The organism is Mesorhizobium sp. M0496, from assembly GCF_040321205.1.
Lineage (GTDB): Bacteria > Pseudomonadota > Alphaproteobacteria > Rhizobiales > Rhizobiaceae > Mesorhizobium.
The window spans coordinates 1-1552 of the sequence record NZ_JAMYRC010000100.1 but is presented as its reverse complement, the minus strand read 5'-3'; the positions used below and the strand labels follow the sequence as shown (position 1 = coordinate 1552).

2 protein-coding genes are annotated in these 1552 nt (G+C 66.2%); both read left to right on the top strand.

The window, feature by feature from the left end; translation table 11 throughout:
* The first annotated feature begins 39 nt into the window (after positions 1-39).
* Entirely contained in the window at positions 40-948 is a 909-nt protein-coding gene (locus NKI73_RS33500; protein WP_352636326.1) for a tyrosine-type recombinase/integrase, read from the top strand.
* 3 nt (positions 949-951) lie between these two features.
* Positions 952-1552 (top strand): IS91 family transposase (locus tag NKI73_RS33495; protein WP_352636324.1); only part of this gene is annotated, 601 nt, incomplete at its 3' end.

Below are 1552 nucleotides of genomic sequence, written 5' to 3'. Positions count from 1 at the left end.
AGCAGAGCATGGCGGGCTTCTTCAACAAGGAGCCTGACCATGCACCATCCTATTCTCGATGCCCGGATCAGCCCGCTGCGCCAGCGGCTGATCGACGACATGAACATGCGGCGTTTCTCACGGGAGACGCAGCGCAACTATCTCCGCGATATCGGACGCTTGGCGACATTCCTCGGGCGTTCACCAGACACAGCGACCGCCGACGACCTACGTCGGTTTCAGATCGAGCAGCAGGAAGACGGCGTTCCCGTGCCGACGATGAACAGCATCGTGTCGGCGCTACGCTTCTTCTTCACCCACACGCTCGACCGCCCGGACCTGGCGCGTCGGCTTGTCCGGCTGGCGCATCCGCGCCACCTGCCCGTAGTGCTCAGCCGCGACGAGGTGGCCCGGCTGCTCAACGCCACCACCTGCCTCAAGCACCAGGCAGCGCTCTCGGTCGCCTATGGCGCGGGCTTGCGTGTCGCCGAGGTTTCGATGCTGAAGGTTGCCGACGTCGACAGCGAGCGCATGCTGCTGCGCGTCGAGCGTGGCAAGGGCGGGCGCTATCGCAACGCCATGCTCTCGGAGGACCTGCTCACGCTTCTGCGTGAGTGGTGGAAGGTCGGACGTCAGCAGGGCGTGATGCACCGCGACGGCTGGCTGTTCCCCGGGCAGCACGCGATGAAGCCGATCAGCACGCGGCAGCTCTATCGCATCGTCGTCGAGGCAGCCCAGGCCGCCGACATCGCCAAGCGGGTGGGTCCGCACACGCTGCGTCACAGCTTCGCCACCCACCTGCTGGAGGACGGCATCGACATCCGCATCATCCAGGTCCTGCTCGGGCATGCCAAGCTCAACAACACCGCCCTTTACGCGAAGGTGGCGACCCGGACGGTGCGTGCCGTGACGAGCCCGCTCGACAAACTCGGCCTGTTCAAGCCGGGAGAGATCTCGCCTGACGGTTGAGCCGTGCGCGCCTCGATCGAGGTCGCCGACATCTTCCGTGCTGCCGGACCCGCCTATCGGGCCGCCCATGCAGGTCACCTGAGCCTCGTCCAGCTCAAGGTCATGTCGGCGATCGAGTATTGCCGCACCGCAGCCCTTGGCGGTCACGTCGAGGCTTGCGAGGACTGCGGCCAATGGCGGATCGCCTACAACTCCTGCCGCAACCGGCACTGCCCGAAGTGCCAGGGCGCGGCGGCGCGGACGTGGTTGGCCGAGCGTGAGGCCGACCTGCTGCCGGTCGGCTACTTCCATGTCGTGTTCACGCTGCCCGCCGAGATCGCCGACATCGCGTTCCAGAACAAGGCGCTGGTCTACGACCTGCTGTTCAAGGCGGCAGCGGAGACGATGCTGACGATCGCTACGGATCCGAAGCACCTCGGCGGGCGCATCGGCATCACCGCCGTCTTACACACCTGGGGATCGGCGATGACGCACCATCCGCACCTGCACATGATCGTGCCGGGCGGCGGCATCGCGCCGGACGGAAGCCGCTGGATATCTTCTCGGCCGGCCTTCCTGCTTCCGGTGCGCGTACTCGGCAAGCTGTTCCGACGGCTCTTCCTCA